Annotated in this window: 32 protein-coding genes, 1 other RNA gene and 1 pseudogene; 28 read left to right on the top strand and 6 right to left on the bottom strand. The window is 58.2% G+C overall.

The window, feature by feature from the left end:
• Positions 1–7 precede the first annotated feature (7 nt).
• Complete coding sequence (locus OZ428_RS00935) at positions 8–1,012, bottom strand: AraC family transcriptional regulator (protein ID WP_269132470.1); 1,005 nt, start codon at positions 1,010–1,012, stop codon at positions 8–10.
• A 101-nt stretch (positions 1,013–1,113) separates the two neighbouring features.
• Here OZ428_RS00935 and OZ428_RS00940 point away from each other — a divergent pair, with 101 nt between their 5' ends.
• A complete protein-coding gene (locus OZ428_RS00940) occupies positions 1,114–2,208 on the top strand; it encodes a fatty acid desaturase (protein WP_269132471.1) in 1,095 nt (364 codons plus the stop codon).
• Here the strand turns inward: OZ428_RS00940 and OZ428_RS00945 are convergent.
• The 3 genes from OZ428_RS00945 to OZ428_RS00955 form a co-directional block, all read right to left on the bottom strand.
• Positions 2,099–3,034 (bottom strand): LysR family transcriptional regulator, encoded by a 936-nt coding sequence (locus OZ428_RS00945; protein WP_269132472.1) that lies wholly within the window; start codon positions 3,032–3,034, stop codon positions 2,099–2,101. The genes OZ428_RS00940 and OZ428_RS00945 overlap by 110 nt on opposite strands.
• A gap of 97 nt (positions 3,035–3,131) precedes the next feature.
• Positions 3,132–4,301: a CynX/NimT family MFS transporter gene (locus OZ428_RS00950; RefSeq protein ID WP_133076566.1), complete on the bottom strand. Its 1,170-nt coding sequence runs from the start codon at positions 4,299–4,301 to the stop codon at positions 3,132–3,134.
• Positions 4,288–4,749: a nucleoside deaminase gene (locus OZ428_RS00955; protein ID WP_269132473.1), complete on the bottom strand. Its 462-nt coding sequence runs from the start codon at positions 4,747–4,749 to the stop codon at positions 4,288–4,290. The genes OZ428_RS00950 and OZ428_RS00955 overlap by 14 nt, the downstream gene beginning before the upstream one ends.
• Before the next feature lie 108 nt (positions 4,750–4,857).
• Here OZ428_RS00955 and OZ428_RS00960 point away from each other — a divergent pair, with 108 nt between their 5' ends.
• Both OZ428_RS00960 and OZ428_RS00965 read left to right on the top strand, forming a co-directional pair.
• Positions 4,858–5,709 carry a LysR family transcriptional regulator gene (locus OZ428_RS00960; RefSeq protein ID WP_133076564.1) on the top strand — a complete coding sequence of 284 codons (852 nt, stop codon included), beginning with the start codon at positions 4,858–4,860 and terminating at the stop codon, positions 5,707–5,709.
• A gap of 239 nt (positions 5,710–5,948) precedes the next feature.
• A pseudogene (locus OZ428_RS00965) lies at positions 5,949–6,377 on the top strand (energy transducer TonB); the annotation flags it as partial.
• A gap of 216 nt (positions 6,378–6,593) precedes the next feature.
• On the opposite strand, the gene OZ428_RS00970 reads toward OZ428_RS00965, so the two are convergent.
• Positions 6,594–7,247, bottom strand: a complete 654-nt coding sequence (locus tag OZ428_RS00970) for an XRE family transcriptional regulator (protein WP_269132474.1) — start codon at positions 7,245–7,247, stop codon at positions 6,594–6,596.
• A gap of 242 nt (positions 7,248–7,489) precedes the next feature.
• Here OZ428_RS00970 and OZ428_RS00975 point away from each other — a divergent pair, with 242 nt between their 5' ends.
• The 25 genes from OZ428_RS00975 (at position 7,490) to OZ428_RS01090 (ending at position 22,498) form a co-directional block, all read left to right on the top strand.
• Positions 7,490–7,828 (top strand): helix-turn-helix domain-containing protein, encoded by a 339-nt coding sequence (locus tag OZ428_RS00975; protein WP_074846138.1) that lies wholly within the window; start codon positions 7,490–7,492, stop codon positions 7,826–7,828.
• A 2-nt stretch (positions 7,829–7,830) separates the two neighbouring features.
• Positions 7,831–8,271 carry a hypothetical protein gene (locus tag OZ428_RS00980; RefSeq protein WP_269132475.1) on the top strand — a complete coding sequence of 147 codons (441 nt, stop codon included), beginning with the start codon at positions 7,831–7,833 and terminating at the stop codon, positions 8,269–8,271.
• Entirely contained in the window at positions 8,264–10,315 is a 2,052-nt protein-coding gene (locus tag OZ428_RS00985) for a DNA-binding protein (protein WP_269134141.1), read from the top strand. The genes OZ428_RS00980 and OZ428_RS00985 overlap by 8 nt, the downstream gene beginning before the upstream one ends.
• A 24-nt stretch (positions 10,316–10,339) precedes the next feature.
• Complete coding sequence (locus OZ428_RS00990) at positions 10,340–11,059, top strand: AAA family ATPase (protein ID WP_269132476.1); 720 nt, start codon at positions 10,340–10,342, stop codon at positions 11,057–11,059.
• A 30-nt stretch (positions 11,060–11,089) separates the two neighbouring features.
• Positions 11,090–11,674, top strand: coding sequence for a hypothetical protein (locus OZ428_RS00995; RefSeq protein WP_269134142.1), 585 nt, complete (start codon positions 11,090–11,092; stop codon positions 11,672–11,674).
• Complete coding sequence (locus OZ428_RS01000; RefSeq protein ID WP_269132477.1) at positions 11,671–12,051, top strand: hypothetical protein; 381 nt, start codon at positions 11,671–11,673, stop codon at positions 12,049–12,051. The genes OZ428_RS00995 and OZ428_RS01000 overlap by 4 nt, the downstream gene beginning before the upstream one ends.
• On the top strand, positions 12,035–12,358 hold the full coding sequence (locus OZ428_RS01005; protein WP_074846151.1) for a hypothetical protein: 324 nt from the start codon (positions 12,035–12,037) through the stop codon (positions 12,356–12,358). The genes OZ428_RS01000 and OZ428_RS01005 overlap by 17 nt, the downstream gene beginning before the upstream one ends.
• Positions 12,359–12,368: 10 nt before the next feature.
• Entirely contained in the window at positions 12,369–12,989 is a 621-nt protein-coding gene (locus tag OZ428_RS01010) for a DUF3164 family protein (protein WP_269132478.1), read from the top strand.
• A 1-nt stretch (position 12,990) separates the two neighbouring features.
• Positions 12,991–13,269: a host nuclease inhibitor protein gene (locus OZ428_RS01015; RefSeq protein WP_269132479.1), complete on the top strand. Its 279-nt coding sequence runs from the start codon at positions 12,991–12,993 to the stop codon at positions 13,267–13,269.
• A 2-nt stretch (positions 13,270–13,271) separates the two neighbouring features.
• The gene (locus OZ428_RS01020; protein ID WP_269132480.1) at positions 13,272–13,688 is read left to right on the top strand and encodes a hypothetical protein; all 417 of its coding nucleotides are present in this window, start codon (positions 13,272–13,274) and stop codon (positions 13,686–13,688) included.
• A 10-nt stretch (positions 13,689–13,698) separates the two neighbouring features.
• Positions 13,699–13,923, top strand: coding sequence for a hypothetical protein (locus OZ428_RS01025; protein WP_269132481.1), 225 nt, complete (start codon positions 13,699–13,701; stop codon positions 13,921–13,923).
• An RNA gene (locus OZ428_RS01030) (hammerhead ribozyme type II) lies at positions 13,923–13,992 on the top strand. The genes OZ428_RS01025 and OZ428_RS01030 overlap by 1 nt, the downstream gene beginning before the upstream one ends.
• A gap of 5 nt (positions 13,993–13,997) precedes the next feature.
• On the top strand, positions 13,998–14,669 hold the full coding sequence (locus OZ428_RS01035) for a DUF2786 domain-containing protein (RefSeq protein ID WP_269132482.1): 672 nt from the start codon (positions 13,998–14,000) through the stop codon (positions 14,667–14,669).
• A gap of 36 nt (positions 14,670–14,705) precedes the next feature.
• Positions 14,706–15,122, top strand: coding sequence for a gp16 family protein (locus tag OZ428_RS01040; RefSeq protein ID WP_269132483.1), 417 nt, complete (start codon positions 14,706–14,708; stop codon positions 15,120–15,122).
• Positions 15,119–15,565: a Mor transcription activator family protein gene (locus OZ428_RS01045; RefSeq protein WP_269132484.1), complete on the top strand. Its 447-nt coding sequence runs from the start codon at positions 15,119–15,121 to the stop codon at positions 15,563–15,565. The genes OZ428_RS01040 and OZ428_RS01045 overlap by 4 nt, the downstream gene beginning before the upstream one ends.
• Positions 15,565–16,035 carry a hypothetical protein gene (locus tag OZ428_RS01050; RefSeq protein ID WP_269132485.1) on the top strand — a complete coding sequence of 157 codons (471 nt, stop codon included), beginning with the start codon at positions 15,565–15,567 and terminating at the stop codon, positions 16,033–16,035. Before OZ428_RS01045 ends, OZ428_RS01050 begins: the two co-directional genes overlap by 1 nt.
• 449 nt (positions 16,036–16,484) lie before the next feature.
• A complete protein-coding gene (locus OZ428_RS01055) occupies positions 16,485–16,778 on the top strand; it encodes a putative holin (RefSeq protein ID WP_083381358.1) in 294 nt (97 codons plus the stop codon).
• Between the two features lie 2 nt (positions 16,779–16,780).
• Positions 16,781–17,413: a transglycosylase SLT domain-containing protein gene (locus tag OZ428_RS01060; protein WP_074846177.1), complete on the top strand. Its 633-nt coding sequence runs from the start codon at positions 16,781–16,783 to the stop codon at positions 17,411–17,413.
• Positions 17,410–18,051, top strand: coding sequence for a DNA-packaging protein (locus tag OZ428_RS01065; protein WP_269132487.1), 642 nt, complete (start codon positions 17,410–17,412; stop codon positions 18,049–18,051). Before OZ428_RS01060 ends, OZ428_RS01065 begins: the two co-directional genes overlap by 4 nt.
• Positions 18,052–18,166: 115 nt before the next feature.
• Positions 18,167–18,256 (top strand): TraR/DksA C4-type zinc finger protein, encoded by a 90-nt coding sequence (locus tag OZ428_RS34545; RefSeq protein WP_442964828.1) that lies wholly within the window; start codon positions 18,167–18,169, stop codon positions 18,254–18,256.
• A complete protein-coding gene (locus tag OZ428_RS01070) occupies positions 18,256–18,564 on the top strand; it encodes a hypothetical protein (protein WP_269132488.1) in 309 nt (102 codons plus the stop codon). The genes OZ428_RS34545 and OZ428_RS01070 overlap by 1 nt, the downstream gene beginning before the upstream one ends.
• Positions 18,564–18,875: a hypothetical protein gene (locus tag OZ428_RS01075; RefSeq protein ID WP_102623623.1), complete on the top strand. Its 312-nt coding sequence runs from the start codon at positions 18,564–18,566 to the stop codon at positions 18,873–18,875. The genes OZ428_RS01070 and OZ428_RS01075 overlap by 1 nt, the downstream gene beginning before the upstream one ends.
• A 4-nt stretch (positions 18,876–18,879) precedes the next feature.
• Positions 18,880–19,392, top strand: a complete 513-nt coding sequence (locus OZ428_RS01080; RefSeq protein ID WP_269132489.1) for a DUF3486 family protein — start codon at positions 18,880–18,882, stop codon at positions 19,390–19,392.
• Positions 19,389–20,942 (top strand): hypothetical protein, encoded by a 1,554-nt coding sequence (locus OZ428_RS01085; protein WP_269132490.1) that lies wholly within the window; start codon positions 19,389–19,391, stop codon positions 20,940–20,942. The genes OZ428_RS01080 and OZ428_RS01085 overlap by 4 nt, the downstream gene beginning before the upstream one ends.
• A complete protein-coding gene (locus OZ428_RS01090; RefSeq protein ID WP_269132491.1) occupies positions 20,942–22,498 on the top strand; it encodes a DUF935 domain-containing protein in 1,557 nt (518 codons plus the stop codon). The genes OZ428_RS01085 and OZ428_RS01090 overlap by 1 nt, the downstream gene beginning before the upstream one ends.
• Here OZ428_RS01090 and OZ428_RS01095 read toward each other — a convergent pair.
• Positions 22,495–22,710 (bottom strand): hypothetical protein, encoded by a 216-nt coding sequence (locus OZ428_RS01095; protein ID WP_269132492.1) that lies wholly within the window; start codon positions 22,708–22,710, stop codon positions 22,495–22,497. The two genes, OZ428_RS01090 and OZ428_RS01095, sit on opposite strands and share 4 nt — an antisense overlap.
• Between the last annotated feature and the right edge of the window lie 7 nt (positions 22,711–22,717).

Here is a 22,717-nt window from a genome sequence, read left to right on the forward strand (position 1 = left end):
GCGATAGCTATCGCAACCCATCCCGAAACTGCCCCGGCGTCATCCCCGTCCAGCGTTTGAACGCGCGGTTGAAGCTGCTGGTATCGGCAAACCCGAGCAAGTGACTGATTTCCGCCAGTGAGCACTGCGGGTCACGCAGGTGCAACAGCGCCAGGTTCTCCCGGCACTCATTGAGCAGCGCATCAAATCGGCACCCCTCATCCGCCAGGTGCCGCTGCAAGCTGCGCAGGCTCAGGTGCAGCGCCTGTGCGACGCGCTCGGCGCTCGGTTCGCCGTCGGGCAACTGCGCTTCAATCACGCGGCGTACCTTGCGCTCCCAGGTCATCGGTTGCAGTTGGGCGAGGGTGCGCTTGAGCACAGTTTCGTTGTGCTCGGCCAGTTCGGGGTTGGCATCGTCCAGGTGGCTGTCGAAATCCTGCGCGGCGAACTCCAGGCGGTCCTCCTCCGCGCCGAAAAACACCGGCGCGCGAAATACTGTGTGCCATGGCTTGGGATCGGCCGGTTCCGGCCTTCGCAGGTACACCGCCAGCGGCGCGTATTCGCGCCCCAGGCGATTGCGGCAGGTACGCACATAGATCGCCGCAAATGCATCGATGGCCTCGAACGCCGGTGCCGGGCTGTCCGGTAATTGCAGCAAGCGGAACCGATAGCGTTCGCCATCGCGACTCAGCTCCAGCGTCAGGGCATCACTGACCACCTGGTGATAACGCACGATGCGCTCGAATACTTCCCGCAAGCTGCCACTGGCCACCAGCGCATACCCCAGCGCATGAAAGGTGGTGGGGCTGACAAATCGCGACACCCGCAGCCCAATCGCAGGATCACCACTGGCCTGCACCGCCAATTCCCACAGACGCGTGGTGGCCGACAGCGGGTAGCGGGCGTTGGGATCGTCCATCTGCTGTGGGTCGAGCCCGGCTTGCAGGCACAACGCGGCGCTGTCGAGGCCCAAGGCATCGAGCTGCTTGCGCAGGGCGCGGGTCCAGCTGGCGAGGGAAGTGGGTTCGGTCATGACGATTGGCGCTTGCGGTCAACAGGTTGGCGTCCGGGGCTAGCGTCCTGCCAGATCGCTTGGGGCAGGATGGGCGCATCAATACACAAGAGGATGGGAGCATGGACGGTACTTCTGCAAGTCCCCAACAGATGAGCGCACAACAGCGCTCGGCGCATATCCGTGAAGTGGTGCTGGCCGAAGGTGTGCGCTTGCGCCAGCAACACCCTTGGTTGCTGCATCAGGATGCGTTGGGTGCGGGCATCCTGGCGTTTGCGTTGCTCGGCATGCTGGGCTCGGCGGCGCTCTACATCACGGGCCATATGGCCTGGTGGGTGTGCTTGTTGTTGAACGCGTTCCTGGCTTCACTGACCCACGAGCTGGAACACGACCTGATCCACAGCATGTACTTTCGCAAGCAGCGCCTGCCCCACAACCTGATGATGGGCCTGGTGTGGCTGGCGCGGCCGAGCACCATCAACCCGTGGGTGCGTCGGCACCTGCACCTCAACCATCACAAGGTGTCCGGCACCGAGACCGATATGGAAGAGCGCGCCATCACCAACGGTGAGCCCTGGGGCTTTGCGCGGTTGTTGATGGTTGGGGATAACGTCATGTCCGCCTTCATCCGCATCCTGCGGGCCAGGACCTGGAAGCATAAACTGGCGATCCTCAAGCGCTCGCTGCTGGTGTACGCGCCGCTGGCGCTGCTGCATTGGGGGGCGTGGTATGTGTTCCTCGGTTTTCATGCCGCCAATGGCGTCGCCAGTCTGTTCGGCGCGCCCATCGCGTGGTCTGCCGGCACCTTGCAGGTGATGCAGGTGATCGATATCGCCGCCGTGGTGATCATCGGCCCTAACGTATTGCGCACCTTTTGCCTGCACTTTGTCAGCTCCAACATGCACTACTACGGTGATGTGGAACTGGGCAACGTGATTCAGCAGACCCAGGTATTGAACCCCTGGTGGATGTGGCCGCTGCAGGCGTTCTGCTTCAACTTCGGCAGTACCCACGGCATCCACCATTTTGTGGTGAAAGAACCGTTTTACATCCGCCAGATGACCGCCAGGGTGGCCCACAAGGTGATGGCTGAGATGGGCGTGCGCTTCAATGATTTCGGGACGTTTGTGCGGGCCAATCGGCTGGGTTTTCCACCGCCAGCAGGGTTTCGATCAGCGCTTTCGCCGCAGGCGACAAACGCACCCCAGCGCGGCTGATCACCCCGCAACGGTTGCTGAGGCTGTCCAACGCGTGGGGCAGATTGCGCCAATGCAGGACCTGCAATTGGCCATTGGCGAATGCCTCGACGAAGGCCTCCTCGGCACCCAGGCCGATGGCGTCGGATTGCTTCACGATGGTGGCCAATGCGGCAAATTGCTCAAGCTCTATGGCGGGCGCAAAGTCGATGCGCCCACTGAGGTTGGCCAGCAGTTTGCGAATGCCGGGCGCGATCAGGGGTGTGGCCAGCGGGTAGCCGAACAGGTCGTTGGTGGAGAGGCTGTCCTTGGCCAGCAGCGGGTGCCCGGCGCGGCAGAAAAACACGCTGCGCCGAGGCGTCAGGGCCTGGGTCTGAAAGTTCGGGTCAGCCTCGAAATGACGCACATCGGCGATAAAGAATTCGATCTCTTCACGGTTCAGGCTGCGTCCGAGTTTTTCCCAGTTATCCACCTGCAAGGCAGTGCGCACCTTGGGATAGGTGGAGACAAAGCGTGCCATCGCCTGGGGCACCAGGTTCACGGCGGCCACGGCGTCGCTGCCCAAGCGCACTTCGCCCGCATCGAGTTTGGTCATGCGCGTGACTTCATGGCTCAGCAACGCCGCGCCTTGCACCAGGCTCAATGCGTGTTGCAACACCACCTGGCCTTCGGGAGTGGGGCGCAGGTCTTTGTTCGCACGGTCCACCAGCACACAGCCGAACTCTTGCTCAAGCCCCTGGATGCTGCGGCTGAACGCCGGCTGCGTGATGCCCATGGCGTCCGCCGCGCGCACGAAACTGCGGTGCTCGTTGAGCGCGATGAAGTAGCGCAGTTGGCGAAGGTCCATGGTGTGCCCGGCATCCTATAGGGGAACCGGGATTTTAAGGGGGTTGCTTATTCCGTCAATGAAGCATGTTTGTTTTATCTAGATCTTAAATGCATATCTATAGAGCGGGCGCCGTGCGGTAGGTGGCGGGGCTGAATACGCGGGTCACCACCAGCATCGCCACCGCTGTCACCGTCAGCACCACCCAGGCACTGACAAAGCTGCCAGTGAGTTCACGCAGCCAGCCGGTCAGCCACGGCGAAATCGCATTGATCAAAAAGCCCACACCCTGCACGAACGCCGCCAGTTGCCCGGCTTGGCGCGGGTCGCGGTGGTGGTCGAGGGTCAGCAGCAGGCTCAGGGCAAAACACGCGCCCAGGCCGAAGCCACACAGTGCCACCCACAGATGGGGAAACTGCAACGGTGCCATCAACAGGCCGAGATAGCCAATGGTTTGGGCCAGCAGGCTGATCCACAGCAACGGCCGCCGATCGATCCCACGTTGCGCCAGCACCGGCATCATCAGCGCGGCGATCACCTGAAAGATCGTCATGAAGGCCAGCAACGAGCCACTGGGCAACACGTCCCAACCCAGTTGCTGATAGTAGGCCGGCAGCCACGCCACCATGCTCATGTAGCCGCAATTTACCAGGCCGAAATACAGCGCCAGCAGCCAGGCGCGGCGATTGCGCAGGCCCTTGAAGGCGGGGATGACGTTCGCGCTTTTTGCCGCGCCCAGTGGCAACCAGGCCCACAACAGCAGCGCGGCCAACGCCGGCAGCAACCACACACCGAGCCCGGCTTCCCACCGCTGAAAATGCGTGGCCACCACTGGGCTGAGCAGCGCCGCCAGCCCGCCACCGGCCATCAGCGAGGCCGAATACACGCCCATCGCCACCGGCACGCGGTGGTGAAATTCGCGCTTGATCATTGCCGGCACCAACGCCTGGATCAACGCGACACCGGCGCCACCGAGCAACGCGGTCACCAGCAGCGTCGAACCCTGGCCCATCAGCCAGCGGGCCAGGCACGCCAGCAGAATCATCATCAAGCCCAGGGCAATGCCACGGCGTTCACCCAGTTGCGCTTCAACCCGCACGCCCACCAGCGCCACCAGGCCCATGCACACCACGGGCAGGCTGGTGAGCAGGGCGCTGCTCTGGAAGCTCAAGCCGGTAGCCAGGCGAATCTCACCGAGCAACGGGCTGATGGAGCTGAGGATCGGCCGCAGGTTGAGGCCCAGGACCACCAACAGGCCCCAGCCAGCGAGGGATTTATTCAGGGGCATGCAGATTTTTCCAGTGCTGGTACAGCGTGGTTATGGCCGCATCCGGCAGATGCTGGATCGGCAGGCGCTGCTCGCTCACTGGCAGGCCCACCTGCTGCCCGATCGCCGCTGTCGACAGGCCAAAGGGCTCGGCCATTTCGTTGCTGGCGGCAAACACCACCCGTTCCACACCGCACAGATACATGGCGCTCAGGCACATCGGGCAGGGTTGGCCGCTGGCGTAGATCACGCAGCCATCCAGGCGTGTGCCGAGTTGCCGGCTGGCAGCGCGGATCGCCAACAATTCGGCGTGGGCGGTAGGGTCCTGGGTCAGATGGATTTCATTCACCGCTTCAACCAGCACTTCGCCGCCTTGCGTCAACACCGCGCCAAACGGTCGGCCACCCTGGGCGACGTTGGTCTGGGCAAGTTGGATCGCGCGTTGCAGGCGCTGGTGATCGTCGGTCATGGAAATCCCTCCGGGCATGATTGGAGGGTGAAGTATGGGTAGCCGTCAGGGTATTCTGAAATTAAATATAACCATGCCAACCAGTGGCAAATGGAATGGTAAGCGCCCATGTTCGATCCCGTGTTATTGCGCAGCTTTGTCGCCGTCGTGGATTGCGGCAATTTCACCCGCGCCGCCGAGCGTCTGCACCTGACCCAATCCACGGTCAGCCAGCAGATCCGCCGATTGGAAGAGGCGGTGGCATGTCAGTTGCTCGACCGCGATCAGCGCCGCGTGGTCGCTACGGCGGAAGGCGAGCGCTTGCTGGCCTATGCGCGGCGCATCCTGGCGCTGCATGAAGAAGCCGCCGATGTGTTGATCAGCCAGCAAAGCGACGGCGTGTTGCGCCTGGGTGTGCCGGAGGACTTTGCATCCGAACGCCTCATGCCGCTGCTCTCGGCTTTTGTACTGGCGTTTCCAAGGGTGCGTCTGGAAGTCACCAGCGGCCTGGGGCCCGAGTTGCAGCGCCAGTACCGCAGCGGAGAGTTCGACGTGTTGTTGGTCAAGCAGATGGGCGACAGCGAAGACTGCCTGGCTTCATGGCCGGAGCCCTTGTGCTGGGTGGACAGCCGCAGCACGCCGTCCCTGGGGCGCGATCCTCTGCCGTTGGTGGCATTTCCCGTAGGCGGCCTGTACCGCAATGAAATGCTGCAACACCTGGAAGTGGGCGGCTGGCGCTGGCGCATTGGGTACTCCAGCGCGAGCCTGGCCAGTGTGTGTTCGGCGGTGGCGGCGGGGTTGGGCATCAGTTTGTTACCCCGTCGCGTCGTACAGGCAGGGCATAGCGTGCTGGGCCCGGACAGCGGCTTGCCCAGGGTGCAGGGCGTGCGTCTGGCGTTGTATGGCCGCAGTGGCTTGGGCGCGGCTGGGCAAAGCCTACAACGCCAATTGCTTGATTTGTGTGCAAACAGCCCTGCCTGATCAATGCCTTTACTGAATATTTCTTATGCCTGAAAGGCATTAAAAAACAACGCCTTTGCGCCAGCCCCCGCAGGACGGGGCTTTGCCGTATCCAAGTGTTTCATTTATTCAATTTAGATCTATGTATAACTTTAAAGATTACTTTAAGAGATAAGCGTCTGGCCCCGATGATTCAACCCTCGACGGCCTTCCACGCAGGCCTGTCGGTTTTTTGTTTCAAAACCGTAGGGAGTGAATCAATGGGCAATGTCCAGACCGCCGCCAGTGCACATGAGGCGCAATGGCGCCAGGCACCGGGTGGTGAGTTGGTCGACCTTGGCCGGCCGCACCGCGCGCCGTTGGGGCAGTTGCGCACGCAGAAAACGCCGAAGCGTTTCTCCAGCCGTCGCGAAGGGATCCTGCTGGGTTTGCTGGTGCTGGCCCTGCACGGTGCGGTGATCTACTGGGTGAGCCAGAAGCCGACCCCGGTGTTGCCGATCGTGCCGCCGCAAATTCCGCCGATGACCATCGAGTTTTCCCAGCCGGCACCTCCCGTGGTGGAACCGCCGCCTCCCGTGCCGCCGCCACCACCGCCGCCTGTAGTCGAGCCACCGCCGCCGGTGGTGGATGAATTGGCCTCCAAGCCAGCGCCACCAAAACCGATTCCGAAACCCAAGCCTAAGCCGGTGTGAGTTAGTGACAGCTTTGGCACCGATAGGGATCTGGTGGGAAGAAGCTGGATTAAGCAGGACAACACGTGACAAGCCAGGTAATACGGGCCTTTACGAGCAGCCTAGTTAGCGCCGGCTTTAAAAGTGATGCCAAATAGCTGCAAAACCAAAATCAGACTATTTTGAACCATGAGCCCACGTTTGGCGGGCTCTTTGGCATCGGTCATGCCGCGATTAAATCCAGCCCCCAGCCCACACCACACGACCAATGATCCGCAGATCATTCAGCCTCTCTTTAGGCACAACCATATCTTTATAAGCCTTGTTCTCGCTGATGATATGGATTGACCCGTCAAACTGGCGTTGAAGTCTCTTTGCGTACAGATGGTCATCCAAGTGGATGACATAGACAGCCTCTCCCTCAAGGGAGTTGCGGCCATGGTCGATTAGAACTGTATCGCCGTCGTTCAACAATCCGAGCATAGAGTCACCGTCGACGCGGATTGCGGACAGCCTGGTCGGATCTAGACCCTTCTTGCGAAATGAGTACGCCGTAAATGCGAGCTTGGTCAGCACTCTCGCCCCCTCGTTCCAAGAGCCGTGGCCACCGCTGCAATAGGCATCGTACAACGGCACATATACATACCTGCTCTCTTCGGAAGCTGCCACCGTACCTCTATGTTTATCGCCTTCGCCTGATGCTAACCATCCAATGTCAACGCCCACCGCCTTAGCTATCTCAACGCAGCGCGCCACCTTGGGCTCCCGCTGTCCGGTCAAGTAATACTCCAGAGTGCGCCGAGGGATAGCCGTTAAGCGCGAAAGCTCATCGCCGCTTCCGGCTATGTCGGCGCATTCTCTTATACGTGCTGCCAGATCTTCGCTCATTTCGCTTTCTCCCAGAGAGAAAGCGAAATCTCATAACAAACGAAAACGAAATTTCGCATTCGATTTAAACCCTTTAAAAACAATGACATAGCTACACCGCTTATAAAATTGCCGCTTCCGGCCTAGCGAAATGCCGCTTTTCGCTTTACCGAAAGGAACTAACCGGCTATGTTTATGCCGTAAGTGACGTTAGACACCCCAAAAAAACCACCCTGTCCGGTGGTTAAAAATGGATGTATGGCATGAACAAAACCGAAATCCCTCTGAACCCAACCCTACGTTGGGAATGGATCAAGTACCAGCTACGCGCTAAAGGCACGTCGCTGGCTAAGTTGGCGCGTGAGCTAAAAGTCTCAGACACCGCCGTAAAAAATGCGAAACGTACCGCATACCCGCGAATGGAAAGAGCTATAGCCAAGGCGCTTGGCCTTGAGCCAATCGACTTGTGGCCCGACCGGTGGAACCTTAACGGCACTCCATATCGGATCAGGTCACAACGTGCCGAGAAGAACGCAACTTGTAGCCATGAGCATAACCCAGCTTATGACCTTCGGCACCGTAAAAACGGCACGGAGGGATAAACATGCGCAAAGTCAAAGATGATCGAACGCTGGACATCTTCGCCGTTCCCCAGCCGGTTTTAGCTTTGCCCGGCAACGGTAATAACGCAATTCAGGTAAGTGAACTGATTAGCGAAATCCTTAAAGGTTCCGATTTAGACCGCTATGAGATAGCTGCTCGTATGTCTCGCCTTTCGGGAGATGAAGTAAGCAAGCACATGCTTGACGCCTGGTCGAGCCCTGCGCGTACAGATCACAATTTACCGTTCTATAGAGCACCACTGCTGGAGGAGGTTTGCAGCTGTCACGAACTTACAAACTGGCTTGCCCATCAACGCGGCGGACGGATTGCATATGGGCGTGATGCGTTAAATGCAGAGTTAGGCCGTCTTGAGCGTTTGCGTGATGATGCCGGTCGCAAGGCTCGCGAACTCAAACGTGCTTTGGGTGGCCATCATGCGTAACTGGTATTCAGCGGGCGAACTGGCTGGGTTACCCGGAATGCCAGGAACTGAGCGCGCTATTCAATTGCGAGCTAAGCGTGAACGATGGGAAGGCCAACAGCGCCTTGGCAGTAAAGCCATTGAGTACACACTTTCAGTCTTGCCGAAAAACACCCAGGCCGCGCTGTTGACTGCATCGCTTGCAGAAGCCAGCGATTCACCCGCTGCAGTAGATTACGTAGTTACCACAGGACGCGACTTAGAAAAGCCGTCACGCTTGAACGATTCACAGTCGTCTGTGATGAGTGCCCGTCTTTCATTCGTGCGTGAAATCGAACGCATGAGCAAGGTCGTAAGCCAAAACCGCGCTATATCAACCTTGGTCGAACTGGCGAAAAGCGGCGAACTCAGCCCCTACCTGAATGACCGAGTCATCCGCGCCAACGACCGCAAGACAGAAGACCGCACGCTGTCGGAGCGCACGCTCAAACGCTGGTTGGCCGACTACCGCGCCCATGGAGAAATAGGCCTGGCCCCCGCCCGCCGTCAAAAAGACATGAGCGTTCCAACCTGGGCGGAGGAATTCCTCAAGCACTACCAGCGTCCGCAAAAGCCGAGTGTCGAGGCGGCATACGAACAGTTCAAACAGGTACACCTGGGCACCCAGTCCAGCGTTTGCCCCAGTATCCATGCCGTGCGCCGCTGGCTGAAAAAGCTCAGTCCGTCAGTCCGTGAGCGTGGCCGTATGGGGCCGCATGAACTGAACGCTCTAAAAGCGTACAACCGTCGCCAAGCTGACATGCTCTGGCCAAACGACGTATGGGTGGCCGACGGTCACACCTTTGATGCGGAGGTCATGAACCCATTGACTGGGCAAATATTCCGCCCTGAAATCACCATGGTCATAGACTGGGGTACTCGTCGCATCGTCGGTTTCTCGGTCAACCTGGCCGAGTCGACGTTGGCCACACTGGATACATTGCGCGACGGTGTAAGTCGGTGCGGCATGTACAAAGTGTTCTACGTCGACAACGGCAGCGGCTTTGACAACGCCGTTGTCTACGAAGTAAACGACCGCCTGGGCGGCACCATTACGCACTCACTGCCCTACAACTCTCAAGCGCGTGGCGTGATCGAGCGGCCTCACAAAACCATCCTGGTCAGGCTCGCAAAAACCTTCGACAGCTACATCGGCGCCGACATGGATAAAGAGGCCGCCACCAAAACCCACAAACTCTCCCGTAAACAGCTTGCACTGGGCATGGCGCCAACGGTCGTGCCGGAATTTTCGGTGTTCTTCGCTGCACTGCAACAAGCACTCGACGACTACAACCGTCGCCCACACCGTGGTTTGCCGAGGTTTCGTGACCTCCAGACCATGCGTAAGCGCCATCAAAGCCCCATGGAAGCCTGGAAAGCAGCAGAGGCCGAAGGCTGGGAACCGTTGTTAGCGAGTGCCGACATCGTTGAAAGCCTGACCCGGCCTCAAGTTGAACGCACGGTCCACCGTTGCCAGGTGCAATGGAACAGCGGCACCTACTTTCTCAAAGACCTGGACGGTTTCCATGGGGAACAGGTCCGCGTCGCCTATGACTTCCGTGACGCTAGCCGTGTTTGGGTCCACTCCCTTGAGGGCGATCTGATCGGCGAAGCGCTGCTCGATGGCAACGCCAGCCCGGCCATGCCGAAAACCATGCTGGAAAAAGCCAGCGACAAACGTGAACGCGGCCAACTGAGCCGCCTGGTTAAAAAAGCCAAAACCATCACCGGGCAAGACGTCGAAATGCGCGTTATCCCCGGCCATTCAAGCCAGTACGACCTGTCACCTGAGCAACTCGCCGAGGCCCAGCGATTTGCCCAACTGTCGGCACCGCAGGCGCCGACCTTCGAACTGCCAGGCGACCCCATCGCTCGCTACCGATTCTGGCATCAACTCGACGCTCGCCTCACCAGCGGCGAATCGCTGACGCCCGAGGAAACGCAGTGGCATTCACGTTACCCGCAACACTCGGACTTCACGTCGATTCAGCAGATGTTTGCTTTCGCCGACCAAGCCCGCGCTTAACCCGAAACCTCCAGGAGTCGAACTATGAGTGTTAATAAAATCGTACCTTTGACCAACGTCGGACTCTTATCCGCTGCTATCTCCCGTACCCATAACCGCCCGGAGGGACTACCTGGGGTGGTGGTCATGTATGGCGCAAGCGGCCTGGGCAAAAGCGTGGGTGCCGCTTTCGCCGCAAACCAGCATCGAGCCTATTACGTGGAGTGCCGAGATACCTGGAGTAAGAAGGCCTTTCTTCAAGCCATCTTGCGCGAAATGGGCATCGTACCTGGTACCACTTTGTCGGTGATGGTTGATCAGGTCGCCGAACAGCTGTCCCGCAGCGGTCGCCCTTTGCTAATTGACGATGTGCAATATCTGCTCGAAAAGGCAATTGCCAATATCCTGACTGACATCTGCAACGCCAGCGAAGGCACCATCGTTCTGATCGGTGAAGAACGCGTGCCCGCCAGCTTGGCCAAGTTGGAGCGCCTGCACAACCGCGTGCTGGAGTGGGTACCCGCGCAGCGCGCTACCCTCGACGATCTGCGCGCTTTGGCCCAGTCCAGCTATCCGAAGCTGCGTTTTTCCGACGATCTGCTAGAGGATCTGCGAGTCAAGGTCAGCGGATGCCTGCGTCGTGTTGCCGTCAACCTCTACAAGGTCTACAGCGAAACTCAAGCGCAAGCCATCGACAGTATTGATCTTGCCGGATGGGGCACACGCGGCTGGTTTACCGGCGAAGCGCCGTCGCGGAGGGCTTGAGGGATGCCTAGAGCGAGAGCTGATTTGGTGATGGTGGGCGGTAAGTCCCCTCGCCAATACATTTGGGAAGCTATCCGCGCTGTCAACGCCGGACCTAAAGCGCTGACAATCTACACTGTTGCGCGCAAATCGAACCAAGACGATCAAGCCGTACGTGCCTATTTCCGAGATATGGAAAAGGCCGGGATTGTCAGCAAAATCCGCAACATCGACCGCCGCGATTCCGAATGGACGCTACTCAAAGACGAAGGCGTCGAAGCTCCACGGGTCAACCATCACGGCAAGCGTTCGACCCACGCAGGTGGTGTAGAAAACATCTGGCGGGCGTTGCGCATTCTTGGGGAGTTCACCGCCGCCGAGGCCGCAGCCGCAGCCAGTGTTAACGGTGTATGCATAAGTGAGTTCGGCGCTCATGTGTACTTGTCGGGCCTGGCAAAGGCTGGCTACGTAACCCGGAAAGGCGGAACAGCAGGCTGTAAAACCCGCTTTCGCTTAGTGCCATCGCGGTATACCGGCCCCAAACACCCCATCTACCAGCGTGACTTTGACCAGGTCTACGACCCGAACCTAGATCAAGTGGTGTGGCGTAAGGCTGACCAGGTGGTGAGCGAATGAACCAGGTCAATCTCACCGCCTGGGGCCAGGACGCGCCGTTGTTCGTGCGCCTACTTGCCGCCGAAGTTGCCGCCACCAACAAGACCAAGGCCAGTCAGCGCATCGGCATGAGCCGCACAGCTGTCAGCCTGATTCTATCCAACCGCTATTCATCACCCAGTACTGCGGGCGTTGAGCGGCGGGTAATGGAAACCCTGGGCCGCATTGAATGTGTCGCCCTTGATGAAAGCGTCACCAGCGATCAGTGCCAAAGCTACCGCGAAAAACCGGCGCCAACTCACAACCCACAAGCCATGCAGCGCTGGCGTGCTTGCCAACACTGCCCGATCAACCCCGACTGCTGCAACCAGGAGAACGCCCATGCTCGCCTCCACTAGTTGTACTCCTTTGAAAGTCTTGACCCCGCGCCTGGCCGACCGTCTGCGGGTTTTCAATCAGTGCGCACGGACGTTGCAACAGATGGGCGTTCGCCTGCTACGCATTGAGCCTATGGAAAACAGCCTGACCATCGAACCTGCTGCTGGATTCAAGATTGTCGGCACTCAACCAGTCACTGGCTACCAACGGCATCCCAGCGCCGGTAGCACCCGTTACGTCGTGCAGTTCCAGGGCGTGACCCTGGAATGGCGCGAGCCCATCAGCGCTACCCGTCCAGAAGACTGGGCCCACAGCACCGTCCATTGAGGAACTGATAATGACCCAACAGCAAACCATTCCCGACGGCTACAGGGTTGACGCGCAAAAGCGGCTGATCCCTGAAGTTCTGATCAAGCCCATTGACCTTGAACGGGACACCTTGGTTCTCAAATTGGCCGCTCAAGCGGTCGCCATCCAGGAAGTCCTGACACAGTTCAAGGCTTCTGCTTTCGGTGACATTGAAGCCTTTGTCGAACTCAGCGCCGAGCAGTACGGCGCCCAGATCGGCGGAAAAAAGGGCAATGTCAGCCTGATCAGCTTTGACGGTCGTTACAAGATCGTGCGTGCAGTCCAGGAAAGCATCGCCTTCGACGAGCGCTTACAGGCCGCAAGGGCGTTGATCGACGAGTGCTTACGTGATTGGACGACAGGGGCACGTCCTGAAGTAGTCACGCTGGTAAATGACGCCTTTCGTACTGACCAGAAAGGTGACATCCGCACCGCTCGCGTGCTGGCGCTACGTCGCCTCGAAATCACCGATGAACGCTGGCAGCGAGCTATGCAGGCTATTGGCGACGCGTGCCAGGTTATTGGCTCCAAGTCCTACATCCGCGTGTATCAGCGTGTCGGTGATACCGACCAATACGAAGCGATCAGCCTAGATATTGCGGGAGTTTAAAATGAAAAAGACCGTCACCGCTTACTGCTTTATTTCCGGCCACATCGGTTTTGGTGCCTATGTCCCTGAGGGCGCATTCGGATTGGCTGAGGGTGAAGAGAAGACTGTCCGCGACATCGTCTCAGTAAATGCCCGTCTGTCTCGCGTGGACAACGAAACGCTGTTCGTACCTGGAGTGCCGGAGGCTGCTAACCCACGCGATGGGATCACCGCCGTAGCGCAGTTCATCCAGCAATTGGGCACAAAAAATCAGTCAGGTTTTCGAGCATTGGGGGCCTGATCATGGAGCGCTATCACGATACCCGGAGCGATCCACTGCCGATCCACTCGGCGCAACACGAGATCGAGCGCGCCAACCTTGAACGCCTGACAGCGGAATTCGTGGTGCGTGGCGGCAAGATTCAGGAAGTCGGCCACAAGATGAGCAGCACCCCGGCGACCTTCACCATCAACCCGGAGCGCTCCCCGGTCTATGCCCATCTGTTTGCCCCGACAGCCCCAGCAGCAACCCCGAAGGTTGTCGTACCTAAAGAGCCCGAAGCCCCGCCAGTCGATGCCGACAAGCATGCGGGACTGATTATGGCTGACGCAGCCATGGGTAACTCCCCTAGGTGGATAGCCCGCAAGCACCACATGAGCGAGAAGTACGTGCGTCAAATTGCCCGCGATTACCACATCACATTTCATAAGCAACGCTAAGGAGCCAACCATGGCCGAGTACATCATCACAATCAAAGACGACGACTTGGGCGTCATCGTAAATCTCTCAGGTCCGTCCAACTTGTCAGATCTGACAAAGCCACAAGGGGCAGCCGCCCGTCTAGCTCTTGGGTTAGTGACTCTTGCACCGAGGCTCATTCGCGGAGCGCCTTGTGACTGCAAAGAATGCCGCGCCGCCCGTGAGCTGTCGGATGACAAACCTACGATTCACTGATGCGAAACCACCCGGCTTGCCGGGTTGGTCTGCCGGACGTGGTGGTCCGGCACTGATGAGCAGCCGAGGACAATATGGATCACAGCAAAGCCCTGGAAAAAATCAAGAAACTCCTGCGCCTGGCAGCGAGCGACAACCCGCACGAAGCTGCAGCAGCTATGCGGCAAGCTCGTGCCTTGATGGAAAAGTACCGCCTTGAGGAGTCAGATATACAACTGTCCGAGGTGTACGAGTGCGCAGCCCGTAGCGGCTCGAAGATCAAACCAACGCAATGGGAGGCCAACCTGGCCAGTGCGGTCACCAAGGCCTATGCCTGCAAAGTACTGTTCATGGCGGGCCTGGGTGAATGGCGCTTTATCGGTGAGTTAGCAGAGCTGGCCAGCTACACCATGACGCTGTTACTGCGCCAGGTTCGCCAGTCCCGACGCGACTTTATCAACACTCAGTTGAAGCGATGTAAATCCGCAGCCAAGACCAAGCGCGCTGATGTGTTCTGCGGAGCCTGGGTGTGGGGTGTTCGCCAACAGGTTATGGCCTTTGCCGGTACCGATGAACCATCACCAGCCGCAGTGGAGTACATGCTCAAACATCACCCTGAAACTGTGCAGTCCAGCGGACGAGACCGCAATGCCAGCAAGAGCAACGGCGTACGTTCGTTCACCGATGCGATGCACGGCATCCTCGCAGCAGGTGATGTTCGTCTGAACCATGGGGTCACCGGACAAGAACAGCTTGCACTCAACTAGCGCTCAGCGAGCGCCCTGTTAGTGAAGGGGGACACAATGAACACACGAAACACCCAGCTCAGCAAAATTCATATCGCCAAGAAAGACCTTGGTCTGGACGACGAAACCTATCGGGCCTTGTTGAGCCGGGTTAGTGGAGTTCAATCAGCGAAAGACTTGAAGCCTTTGCAGATCGGGGCGGTGCTGGCTGAGTTGCAGCGTCTTGGATGGAAGCCCAAACGCGCCAGTAAGGCGGGCCGTAAGGCACCAGTTACTCCAGTTGATCGCCAGAAGCTTATGAGCAAGGTTGGTGCTTTTCTGGCTGAGGCCAAGCGTACCTGGGCCTATGCGGACGGCATGGCATTACGCATGTTCAAGGTAGAGCGTGTCGATTGGCTGGATTCAGAGCAACTTAGAAAACTGGTTGCTGCCCTCACATACGATGCCAAACGGCACGGGAGACCGACGCAATGACTGACCAACTGTTCCCGGATGACTCCGATAAGCTCGACCCGAACAAAGTACTGGCTCACATGCAAGATCCAACAGTCCTGAACCGCTGGGAAGGGACGCTGAGAGAGATGGTAGAAATCGCCGAAGCCAAGCTAAACGCGGAGATGAAAGAAGGTGCTACGGCTGCTGAACTGGCACGGCACGTAGTGTTTGCGATCTGCGACGCCCTGGGTGGCTCCGTAATTTACCTGCCTCGGGGCGACTCATTGAAGCGGGGAATGCGGGACGCCGCGATCTTTCATGACTGGAAGGAGAAAGGACTCCAACCGTTAGAATTAGCCAGGAAGTACCGGCTCGTTAACCAAACCATCTATGACATTATCGCCAAACAGCGAGCCTTGCATCGCAAGATTGAGCCAGATCTATTCGGCTTTGAGGGCATTGACGAAGGGAAAATCCACTGATGAAATGGAAAATAGCAGCGCTAGCAATGGGGCTTGGCTTTGGCCCAGTTGTGATGGCTCAGAACTATACAGCATCTTTTATTGCAGACTTGTTCGCTCGGAAGGATCAGTCCAGTGGCGTTATTGTCACAGAAGAAAGGAAGGAACAGCTGCTTCAAATGGTGCGTAGGACCGCAGAGCAATGTCATAACAATTTGGAGCGGGGTAAGGAAGCCGAAAATATCGCGAATATGGTGGTTTTTACACACCAGCAATTAGAAGACGTTCAGATTTACATAACACACTATGACCTATTAGATGTTGTCTATAGCACGCTGGGTGACGGACAGAAAGACTGGAACTGCGCTTCAATTTTGGCGATGTATCTGGTGCTCAGAACTCCGGGCGATGGGGAGCCAGGGGTTACTCATATCAACGCATACAAAGCTATTCAGGCAGGTAGAGATATTGGGATCCTCGGTCCTAAGTGAGTTACCGCTTTACCGTACCATCTGACACGGTTTCTTACGCGGCGACGAAACTCCAACACTCCCCACTACGCGCGAAGCTAGCTCCGTTCCCCATGACGGCAGGCTCGCACCATGCGTACAGATCCCGCTTCCCCAAAAGCCTCCCGGCCCAACCGGCCGCGCCAATATGCACGGCTCATCCTTGCCGCTGGGGATGACCTTGCTCGCGATGTCCTCCTAAGTAAAGTCCCAGCCGACTGGCTGGACTTGGTGCAGGCGCATGTCTCCCAGGGTGAAGCGCATATCCAGCAGCACGTGCGCGAGCAAGAGAAACTTCGCCCATCTGTAACCCCCGCCAGCCCAGCCATCACCACATACCGCGAGCCCGTGCATGTCCCTGGTAATGCCGTAGTCGCAGCACAGCACCTGAATGCTTTGCGTGCATCCCTCAATTCCTCACGAGCGACCCCATGACTCCTTATTTCTTGAAGCGGCGTCCCCGTGCGCCACGTATGACCGACTGGACCATCATCACACTGATTCTGTTGATCGGTTTGGCATTGGTGGCTCCGACAAAACTGCCGGTAGTCCTCTATAAGGCTGGCCTGGTAACCCTGGGCGGTGTCCTCGGCTACTGGATTGACCGGGCGTTGTTCCCCTATGCCCGTCCGAACAGAGTAATGCGCACCGCACAACCTCTGGCCGGTATCCGCCGCGCACTGGTCGTGCTGGCCTGCGTCCTCGGCCTGACCTTGGGGCTCTGAATATGCGCAGAGTTCTTCTATATATAGGCGCTGGATGCTTGGCCACGATTGTCGGGCTTGCCTTATCCACTTTTGCGCGTGCCGAAATACCTGCAGAGGCAGAGCATTACCGCCGTGATTTGACGCGTATCGCCCAGGCCGAGTGGGGCCTGGATGCTCCCGTGGCCACGTTTGCCGCGCAGATCCACCAGGAAAGCCGCTGGAAGTTCGACGCGAAATCGCCTGTCGGTGCGCAAGGCTTGGGCCAGGTGATGCCCTCGACCGCCACTTGGCTAGCCAAGTTATTCCCCAAAGCTCTCGCCAAGGTTGAGCCGTATAACCCGGTTTGGTCTATGCAAGCACTGGTCAGTTATGACCGCTGGCTGGCGGATCGGGTCCAGGCACGTACGCCCTGTGATGAGGGCGCCATGATGCTTTCTGCATACAACGGCGGTCTGGGCTGGGTGATCAAAGACCGCAAGTTGGCATCGGCTAAGGGGGCCGATCCGCTGACTTGGTTCAATTCTGTCGAGCGGTTCAACAACGGCCGCTCGGCCGCTGCCTTCAAGGAAAACCGCCAATACCCCCGTCTGATCCTGTTGCGTTGGGAACGGCTGTATGAAGACGCAGGCTGGGGAAAAGGTATCTGCCTATGAAAAGCCTTTTCCTGAAATCCCTGCCTGTCCTGGCCATTCTTTTTGTCCTCGGCATGGCAATTAAAGTGCTCGATGACTTTGGTCAGTCCAGATACGACGCCGGTTATGCCTTAGCAAAGTCTGAGGGCGACAGGGCACTGGCGAAGGCAGAGCAAGCGCGTGCAGAGGAAAAGCAGAGCGCCGCCGAAACGGCGACCAGTGCCGCACAACAGGCGAATGCAGAGCTGCTTAAAGAGCAGGCCAGGAATGACCAATTGGCTGTCCAGCTCTCCGACACGAAAGAAAACCTGCGCAAAACCACCGACCGACTCAAAGGAGATATTGCCCGTGTTACCACACTCTACCGTCGCGCCCTGGATGAGAAACCTGAGCCGCTGCCTATTGCTGTGTTCACCACTGGCTTTGTCCGCGTGTGGAACACAGCAAACGGAATTACCGCCACTCCCCCAGTGCAAACCACGAACAGCTCCGGCCGAACTCCTGCGCCTGCCAGCGGAACCGGAACCACTGATGACCTCGACTCAGGCGTCACCCAGGAACAACTCCTGACCAACCTGGTGCGTAATGCCGAGCTGCATGGCGTTTGCCGGGCGCAGCTCACAAGCCTGATCAATTGGACACGCAATGAAAGCAAGTGACTACGCGAGCGTACTCGAAGCTCTGCACAACGAAAGCGCTTTAGCGACTCATTTGGCACAGCAAGAAGTTTTAACAGGCCCCTCGGCCGAGTTTTGCCAGGTGGCTGATTGCGATATGCCGATCCCAGAAGAAAGGCGCCAGGCCATACCTGGTGTGCAACGTTGCGCGCAGTGCCAAACACATCGCGAAAGGAGCAAGGCTTAATGGCGACCTTTGAAATGCCTGTGTGGCAGATGATCAGTATCGCCGTGACCATCCTCGGCGCCTTTGTCGGCGTTATGAAAATGCTCCTGGTGCAATTGGAGCGGCGCCTGGATCAACGGTTTGCCGTAGTCGACAAGGACAGTGAGCGGCTGCGCCAGGTTGAGATCGGGCTAGAACGCCTGCGCGGAGAAATGCCTTTGAACTACGTCCGCCGTGAGGATTGGGTACGCAATCAATCCATTATCGAAGCCAAGCTCGACGGCCTGGCACTCAAGTTAGAAAACGTACAGCTCAAAGGACTACGTTGATGAACATCGATCCAGCCAAGGTGCGCCGGGAATCCCTGCGTTGGTACATCATTCTCACCCTCAACACGTCTCGGCCCGTTGATCCCCATGAAGCTGTGGTGCTGTCGACTATCCAGGGCATTTTCCCCGACGCCACCAGCCTGGAGCTACGGCGCGAATTGGACTATCTGGCCGACCGCCAGTTGGTCACGCTGAACAAGCAGCCAATCGGCGTATGGATTTGCGGCCTGACCCACTACGGCGTCGACATTGCCGAGTACACCATTCCCTGTAATCCAGGTATTGCACGACCAGAAAAATACTGGAGCTGACGCCATGCCCCCCCGCAGCAAAGTCGCCAGCCTGCCCAAGTCGGTAAAAAACTGGCTCGATAAGGCGTTGGCTGAAAACAATTTCAGCGACTACGAAGCCCTGGCCAACGAGCTGTCGAACCAGGGTTTTTCGATCAGCAAGTCGGCACTGCATCGTTACGGTCAGGACTTCGAGTCCAAGCTCTCCGCTTTGAAGATGGCCAGCGAGCAGGCTCGCGCTGTGGTGGCCGCTGCCCCAGATGAAGAAGGTGCCGTCAATGAAGCGTTGATGCGTCTGGTCCAGGAACACCTGTTCAAGCTGCTGATGAGTGATGGCGATCAAATGGACTTGCCCAAGGTGGCCAAGGCCGTCGCGGAACTGGGCAAGGCCTCGGTGGTGCAGAAGAAATGGCAGGCCGAGTGGCGGGAAAAGGTCGAAACAGCAGCGGCCCGCGTTGACAAGATCGCTAAGAAAGGCGGGATGACTCAGTCGACAGCTGACGAAATTCGGCGGGAAATCCTGGGGATGGCATCGTGAGTGTCCCCCTTATCCTGGACAGTACCGCAACCCTGGTTGCCCCGGCAGTGCTGCTCGACTACCAAAAAGAGTGGATCGGCATCCGTGCCCCACTCAAGGTGGGCGAGAAGTCCCGGCGTATCGGCCTCACCTGGGCCGAGGCGGCAGATAACGTCTTGGTCGCAGCATCCGAAAAGTCGGCGGGAGGTCAGACCGTCTACTACCTGGGCTACAACCAAGACATGACCGTGGAGTACATCCAGGCGTGCGCCATGTGGGCGCGAGCTTACAACTATGCCGCTGAACAAATCGAAGAAGGCATCTGGCCCGACAGCGATCCAGACAAGCACATCAAGACTTACACCATCGGTTTTCCCAGCGGGCACCGCATCGTCGCGCTGACCAGTCGTCCATCCAACCTGCGAGGCCGTCAGGGTGTTGTCGTGATCGACGAAGCCGCGTTCCACCAGGACTTGGCCGAGTTGCTGAAAGCCGCTCTGGCGCTGCTGATTTGGGGCGGTGAAGTACATGTAATCAGCACTCACGACGGCACGGAAAACGCCTTCAATGAACTGATCAACGATATTCGGGCAGGCAAGCGCAAGGGCAAGCTGTTCCGCTGTTCGTTTCGAGAAGCCGTGGCTGATGGCCTTTACCATCGGGTTTGCCTGCGTAAAGGTATTGAGTACAAGCCTGAGGAAGAAGCGGCCTGGGTTCAGGATGTATATGACTTCTACGGCGAAGCTGCTGAGGAGGAACTTGACTGCGTTCCCTCACAGGGCGGCGGCGCCTTTCTCAGTATGGCCCTGGTCGAACAGCGCAGTAACCGCGACGTGCCGGTGCTGCGCCTGGCGTATCCGCAAGGTTACGAAACTATTGCCGAACACCTACGCCTTGCCGAATCACTGGAGTGGTGCGAGGAGCATTTGCTCCCGCTGCTATCGGCGATCCCTCTGGATGTTCAGAGTTTTTATGGCATGGACTTCGCTCGTTCCGGTGACCTATCGGTCTTCTGGCCACTGCTCAAAGAGCAGAATCTACGCAAGCGCACCCCCTTTGTGGTCGAGTTGCGCAACGTCCCGTTCAAGCAACAGACCCAAATCAAGTTCTACATCATTCGTCGCTTACCCAATTTCCTCAAGGGCGCCGATGATGCCAGGGGCAACGGTTCGCAGTTGTCGGAGGAAACGGCCATTGAGTTTGGGTTCAACCGCATTGAGCGGGTGATGCTCACCGAGGGCTGGTATCGCGACAACATGCCCCCGTTCAAGGCATCCCTGGAAGACGACACCTTCTACGACATCCCGGCCGACAAAGACGTGGTCAGCGACGTGCGCGCCTTTCGCATGGTCAAGGGCGTGGCCCGCATCCCGGAAAAGCGGACCAACGAGAAAGGCGAAAAGGCCGGACCTAAACGTCACGGCGACGCCGGTATCGCTGCAGTCCTGGCCGACTACGCGTCCCGCCAGGAAGTCGAGATCATCGAATATCACCGAGTCCAGCCCGCATCCCAGCATGATCGCGAGATCCAGATCGGCGCCGGTTGGCGCTCCAAAAAAGGCATTTGGTAATGGCTGAATCCAAAATCGTCGACCAATACGGTCGACCGATCCAGTACGACAAGCTCACCGAGGAGTTGGCCGCTGCCCAGACCACCGGCATACGTCAGGTTTGGCATCAGTCGGTGGCCAGCGGCCTGACTCCAGGTCGTCTCGCCGCCATCTTGCAAGGCGCCACCGAGGGTAATGCCCACGACTATTTGATACTTGCCGAGGAGATGGAGGAGCGGGATCTGCATTACGCCTCGGTGTTAGGTACCCGCAAACTGGCAATAGCGGGCTTGGCTATTCGTGTCGAAGCCGCTAGCGACGACGCAGAGGACGTGCGCCGGGCTGACCAGCTCAAGGAAATAGTCGACTCTCCGGAGTTCGGTGAACTGCAGGCCGATCTGACCGACGCCATGGGCAAAGCCTATGCCGTCTCCGAAATCATGTGGGACCGTAGCGGCAAGACCTGGAATCCAGCGCGCTTTGAGCCAAGGGACCAGCGCTTCTTCCAGTTCGACCGCGACACCGGCCGGGAGCTGCGCCTGCTTGATGAGGCTGACATGGTCAACGGCGTGGCCTTGGCGCCTTACAAGTTCATTGTCCACCTGCCGCGCATCCGATCAGGCCTACCGATCCGGGGCGGCCTGGCACGACTGGCTGCTGTGGCTTACATGTGCAAAGCCTGGACCTGGAAGGATTGGATGGGCTTCGCCGACATCTTCGGCATGCCCATGCGCGTTGGGCGATACGGACCAGGTGCCAGCAAGGACGATATTGCGACCCTCATGTCGGCTGTGGCCAACCTCGGCAGCGATGCTGCAGCTGTGATCCCGGACAGTATGCGTATCGACTTCACCCAAGCGGCCAATGTCGCCGGTGCCGGGGACTTTTTCAAAGGCCTGGCTGAGTGGTGGGATAAGCAGGTCAGCAAGGCGGTAGTCGGGCAGACGATGTCCACTGACGACGGCTCCAGCCAGGCCCAGGCGACGATCCACAACGAAGTACGACTGGATCTGCTGCAGGCTGATGCCAAGGCCGAATCAAATACGCTGAACCGCTACTTTGTGCGGCCCTGGTGCGACCTGAACTTTGCACCAGGTAGAAAGTATCCCAAGCTGATCATTGATGTACCTCAGCCCGAAGATATCAAGATCCTAATCTCCGCCCTGGAGAAGCTGGTACCACTTGGGTTAAAGGTCGAACAGTCGGTCATTCGCGACAAGCTCAATCTCCCAGCTCCGGCTGCAGGCGCCGAGGTGCTGGGGGCACCTGTGTCTGTGCCTTCTAAGGCATTGGCTCAGGCGGCCAACAGTGAGCAGGCGCTCGTCAAGCCAAAGGTGGCGCCGGACATCGTGGATAACCAGGTACGGACGATGGAGCGAACGGTGGGGGTGTACATGGATGACATGGTCGAGCAGCTCAAAGAACTGCTCGATACGGTCCACAGCCTGGAGGAGTTTAGGGATCGGCTGATTGAAATATATCCGGCCATGACGACCAGCCAGTTAGCGGACGCTATTGCCGATGGCCTGGCGGCCGCCAGCCTGGCTGGCCGGGATGACATTCTCAGGGGACTCTAATCCTCTTCGGACGAAAGTGTTGTCTCAAGTATTGTACGAAATGTTTTAGATCGGTCAGGAATCGCTAGAAGTGTCTCAATATCTGCATCGTACGCGGCTACATCGAAACCAGGTTGTCGTTTGATTGCGAGGACAATTGCTGCGACGGCCAGGCCGACGTCAGCAAGAAGGGTTGTCAGAACTACTTCTAGTTGTTTTTCGTTAATAGACATGACTCTT

The sequence above is a fragment of the Pseudomonas sp. GXZC genome, assembly GCF_026967615.1.
GTDB lineage: Bacteria > Pseudomonadota > Gammaproteobacteria > Pseudomonadales > Pseudomonadaceae > Aquipseudomonas > Aquipseudomonas azotoformans_A.